The following is a 4,318-nucleotide window of genomic DNA, read 5'->3' on the forward strand; positions in this document are numbered from 1 at the left end:
AGCCCCACGCCACGACCGTCCGACCTCGTGCCCACCCCGACGCCGACCCCCACCCCGGCGGGCTGAGCGATGGCCGCACCGAGGATCGTCTCGATCGATCTCACACACCTCGTGGAGGCCGCGCTGCGCGGGGAGCGCCCGGGCGGCGCCGTCGAGGCCTTGCTCGAGGACGAGGAGCCGGGCCAGGCTCTGGGAGAGGCCGGGATCCGCTGAGTCTCAGCCGCGCGCGGCCCACCAGTCGCGCAGGCGCTGCTCGGCGGCCTCGGGGCCGATGAGACCCTCGTCGAGGCGCAGCTCGAGCAGGAACCGGTACGCCTCGCCGACCTCGCGCCCCGGGGCGATTCCGAGGATGCGCTGCACGTCGTTGCCGTCGAGCTCGGGGCGGATCGCGTCGATCTCCTCCTGCTCGCGCAGGGCCGCGATCCTCGCCTCGATGTCGTCGTAGGCGGCGGCGAGGCGGCCGGCCTTGCGCTTGTTGCGCGTGGTGACGTCGGCGCGGGTGAGGATGTGCAGCCGCTCGAGCTGATCACCGGCGTCGCGCACATAGCGGCGGACGGCGGAGTCGGTCCACGCCCCCTCGGCGTAGCCGAAGAAGCGCAGGTGCAGTTCGATGAGCTTCGCCACGGCGTCGGTCGAGTCCTTGTCGAAGCGCAGCGCCTGCAGCCTCTTGCGGGCGAGCCGGGATCCGACCACGTCGTGGTGGTGGAAGCTCACGACGCCTCCCGGCTCGAGCTTGCGGGTGCGCGGCTTGCCGATGTCGTGCAGCAGCACGGCGAGACGCAGCACGGCGTCGGCCGGCTCGTCGGGGTGCCGGGCGTGCTCCAGCGCGATCGCCTGCTCGAGCGCGGTCAGGGAGTGCTCGTAGACGTCCTTGTGGTGGTGGTGCTCGTCGATCTCGAGTCGGAGCGCGCTCACCTCGGGCAGGAACTCGTCGATGAGCCCTGTGTCGACGAGCACGCGGATCCCGCGCACCGGGTCGTCGGACTGCAGCAGGCGGATCAGCTCCGACTGGATGCGCTCCGGGCTCACGATGCTCAGCGTCGACCGCAGCTCGGACATCGCGGCGAGCGTGCCGTCCTCGATGCGGAAGCCGAGCTGCGCGCTGAAGCGGGCGCCGCGCAGCATGCGCAGCGGGTCGTCGCCGAAGCTCACCTCTGGTGCGGTCGGGGTGCGCAGGAGTCCGGCGAGCAGATCCTCCACTCCCCCCGTCGGATCCACGAGCTTCTGCTGCGGCACCAGGAACGCCATGGCGTTGACCGTGAAGTCGCGGCGCACGAGGTCGCCGTCGATGTCATCGCCGAACGAGACGACCGGCTTGCGGGTGACGCCGTCGTAGGCGTCGGCGCGATAGGTCGTGATCTCGACCTGCTCCGAAGGTCCATCGGGGGACGGGACCTTGGCGCCGATCGTGCCGAACTCGCGGCCGATGTCCCACTGCGTGGTCGAGATCGGCTTGACGATGCGGAGGATGTCGTCTGGGCGGGCGTTCGTGGTGAAGTCGAGGTCGTGCGTGGGACGGCCGAGCAGCGCATCGCGCACCGGACCGCCCACCACGGCGAGGTCGAATCCCGCGTCGGCGAACGCCGTGGCCAGGGTCCGCACGACCGGATTCTCGGCGAGGGCGCCCAGGCGCGCGAGGGAATCGGCCATGTTGAGCATGGTCTCCAGGGTACCGGGGCGGGCTCGGCCGGCGCCGTCAGAAGGTCGGGCCGGTCGAACCGGGGAACGGCGTGCCTCCCGCGTCGCGGATCGCCTGCTGCTGGGCCCTGATCTGCTGGATGATCATCGTGCTGAGCACGAGGGATCCGACCAGGGCGAGCGCCACGAGGATCCACACGCCGACGTTCGGATCGACGAGCTTCAGCACGAAGACCACGATGACCGCACCGGCCAGCATCGCGCCCTCGATGCACGCGAACGCCACGAACATGCGGGAGCGCTTGCGGGCGGACTCTTCGGAGATGCGGCGCACCTGCGCCTCTGTCGAGTAGTCGGTCATGTCGGACAGCGTAGGCGACGCCGCACGGCCGCCTCCACGGACCGGCCGCCGGGGCGCCGCTCACGGACGTGCTCGACGTTCAGGGAGCCCCCGCCCTCACCGCGCGAGCCAGCCGCCGTCGACGACGAGGGTGTGGCCGTTGACGTAGGCGGCGTCGGGACCCATCAGGAACGCCGCGGCGCCGGCGACGTCCTCGGGTTCGCCCCACCGGGCTGCCGGGATCCTGGATCGGATCTCGGCCTCCCTCGCCTCGTCATCGCGCAAGGCGCTGGTGTTGTTGGTCGCGATGTACCCGGGCGCGATGCAGTTCACCGTCACGCCGTGCGGCGCCCACTCGTTGGCCAGCGTCTTAGTCATGCCCACGACCGCGTGCTTCGTCGTCGCATAGGACACCACGTTGATGCCCCCCTGGAACGAGAGCAGGGAGGCGATCGTGACGATCCTCCCGAAGCCCCGCCCCACCATCGCTGCACCGAGCGGCTGGGTGAGCGCCCAGACCGACCTGAGGTTGATGTCGAGCACGCGTTCCCACTCGCGCGGATCGTGGGTCTCGGCCGGCTCGCGGTAGATGATCCCCGCGTTGTTCACTAGCATGTCGATCCGCTCCTCGGCCGCCAGGCGGTCTCCGACCTGACGCGCGGCCTCCACGTCGGCGAGGTCGCACTCGATCGCATCGACGTTCAGGCCCTCGGCGCGCAGCGACGCCGCCGCGTCGACGGCGCTCGTGCGGCCGATGATCGTCGTCCGCGCTCCGTCCTCGGCCAGGCGACGGGCGCAGGCGAGGCCGATCCCCGATCCTCCCCCCGTCACCACCGCATGATGATCCGTCAACGGCCGCATCCTCGCGATGCGATCCTTGTGCTCCACCGTGTCCCCGTTCTCCGACCTCACGTCGATTCAGAAAAGTTCCGTCGTACAGAAAAGGCTTTCCTTTCAGGGAAACTATTGTCCAAGATGGGGCCAAGGTCAATACGTCAATTGGCCCGGAGACCACCCACCCGGACGAGCATCGAAGCTCGCCCCCCACCCAAGGAGGAACCGTGGCACGCCTACGTTCGCGTCTGCTTCCCCTCATCGTCGGACTCAGCTCTGTCGCGCTTCTCGCCACGGCGTGCGCACCGGGGCCCTCGGAGAGCGATGCAGCCCCCGCCCCCGCGCATTCGGTCGATCCCAAGGACTTCGCGGGCAAGACCCTGAACTACGTCTACTTCACCGACGGACCCGACGAGAAGGGCACCCGCGATCTGATCGCGAAGTTCGAGAAGAAGTACAAGGTCACCGTCAACCTGGAGATCCTCGCCTTCGGCGACCTCATCAAGTCCGTCCAGGCGCGCCTCACCGGCGGCAACGCCCCGGACGTCGTGCGCCTGTCCTCGCTCAGCGAGTTCCGCGACGATCTGCTGCCGCTGGACGACTACGCCGGCGCGGCGTTCAAGGACGAGTTCCTGCCCGGACCCAGGGCGGCGGCGACCAACGCGAAGGGGCAGCTCATCGCCGCGCCGTCGGACCTCACGATCAACGCGCCCTTCATCAACGTCGACCTCTTCAAGAAGGCGGGCGTCGCCCTGCCGGACGAGAAGAAGCCGTGGACGTGGGACGAGATGCTCACCGCCGCGAAGAAGGTGCAGGCGGCCACCGGGACGCCCTACGCCTTCGCGATGGACAAGTCCGGCCACCGGCTCTCCACGATCCTCAGCCAGTACGGCACCACGATGGTCGGCCCCAAGGGCAACACGCTCGACACGGCCAAGGCGGAGAAGGCGCTCAGCCCGATCGTCGACCTGATGAAGGACGACAAGATGCCGCGCGACTTCTGGCTCGGATCCGGATCCAAGTACAAGGGCGCGAACGAGATCTTCCTGACCGGAGACACCCCCGTGTACCTGTCCGGCAACTGGCAGGTGGGCCAGTTCGTCCAGAACGCGAAGTTCGACTGGGCGGCGGCGCCGAACCCCTGCGCCAAGGAGTGCGGCGGTTTCCCCGGCGGCAAGTTCATGGCCGCGTTCAAGGAGTCGAAGAACCCCGCGCTGGCCGCCGAGTTCGTGAAGTTCATGAACTCGCCGGAGAACCAGACGACGTTCGTCACCGCCGCAGGAGCGCTGCCGACCCGCGCCGATCTCGCCAAGTCCGGCGTGAAGTACGGCGATGCCAAGACGCAGGCCGCGATGGACGTGTTCAACGCCGAGCTCAAGCGCACTCCGGAGACCGACTTCAGCACCAACGGCGACCCGGCGTTCAGCGGATCCGCGACCGAGCTCGTCAACCAGATCTCGGCGGTCGTGGCAGGGCAGAAGGATCTGTCGACCGCGATGAAGGACT

5 protein-coding genes are annotated in these 4,318 nt (G+C 69.0%); 2 read left to right on the forward strand and 3 right to left on the reverse strand.

What is annotated here, in order from left to right; genetic code table 11:
• Positions 1-69: 69 nt before the first annotated feature.
• On the forward strand, positions 70-213 hold the full coding sequence (locus tag B7X32_RS18910) for a hypothetical protein (RefSeq protein WP_292723250.1): 144 nt from the start codon (positions 70-72) through the stop codon (positions 211-213).
• A 3-nt stretch (positions 214-216) separates the two neighbouring features.
• Here B7X32_RS18910 and B7X32_RS18915 read toward each other — a convergent pair whose 3' ends face one another.
• From B7X32_RS18915 to B7X32_RS18925, 3 genes are all read right to left on the reverse strand, one after another.
• On the reverse strand, positions 217-1,659 hold the full coding sequence (locus B7X32_RS18915) for a CCA tRNA nucleotidyltransferase (protein ID WP_292723252.1): 1,443 nt from the start codon (positions 1,657-1,659) through the stop codon (positions 217-219).
• 37 nt (positions 1,660-1,696) lie between these two features.
• Positions 1,697-1,999 (reverse strand): hypothetical protein, encoded by a 303-nt coding sequence (locus tag B7X32_RS18920; protein ID WP_292723254.1) that lies wholly within the window; start codon positions 1,997-1,999, stop codon positions 1,697-1,699.
• Between the two features lie 96 nt (positions 2,000-2,095).
• The gene (locus B7X32_RS18925) at positions 2,096-2,839 is read right to left on the reverse strand and encodes an SDR family oxidoreductase (RefSeq protein ID WP_292723255.1); all 744 of its coding nucleotides are present in this window, start codon (positions 2,837-2,839) and stop codon (positions 2,096-2,098) included.
• Between the two features lie 200 nt (positions 2,840-3,039).
• Between B7X32_RS18925 and B7X32_RS18930 the strand changes: the two genes are divergently transcribed.
• A partial coding sequence (locus B7X32_RS18930; protein WP_292723257.1) for a sugar ABC transporter substrate-binding protein occupies positions 3,040-4,318 on the forward strand: 1,279 nt, incomplete at its 3' end.

The organism is Microbacterium sp. 13-71-7 (assembly GCF_002257455.1).
Classification (GTDB): domain Bacteria; phylum Actinomycetota; class Actinomycetes; order Actinomycetales; family Microbacteriaceae; genus Microbacterium.

What these genes read in the sequence shown, in the direction of transcription:
- B7X32_RS18925 (WP_292723255.1), bottom strand. Translation starts at nt 2,839, where the DNA reads ATGCGGCCGTTGACGGATCATCATGCGGTGGTGACGGGGGGAGGATCG.
- B7X32_RS18915 (WP_292723252.1), bottom strand. Translation starts at nt 1,659, where the DNA reads ATGCTCAACATGGCCGATTCCCTCGCGCGCCTGGGCGCCCTCGCCGAG.
- B7X32_RS18910 (WP_292723250.1), top strand. Translation starts at nt 70, where the DNA reads ATGGCCGCACCGAGGATCGTCTCGATCGATCTCACACACCTCGTGGAG.
- B7X32_RS18920 (WP_292723254.1), bottom strand. Translation starts at nt 1,999, where the DNA reads ATGACCGACTACTCGACAGAGGCGCAGGTGCGCCGCATCTCCGAAGAG.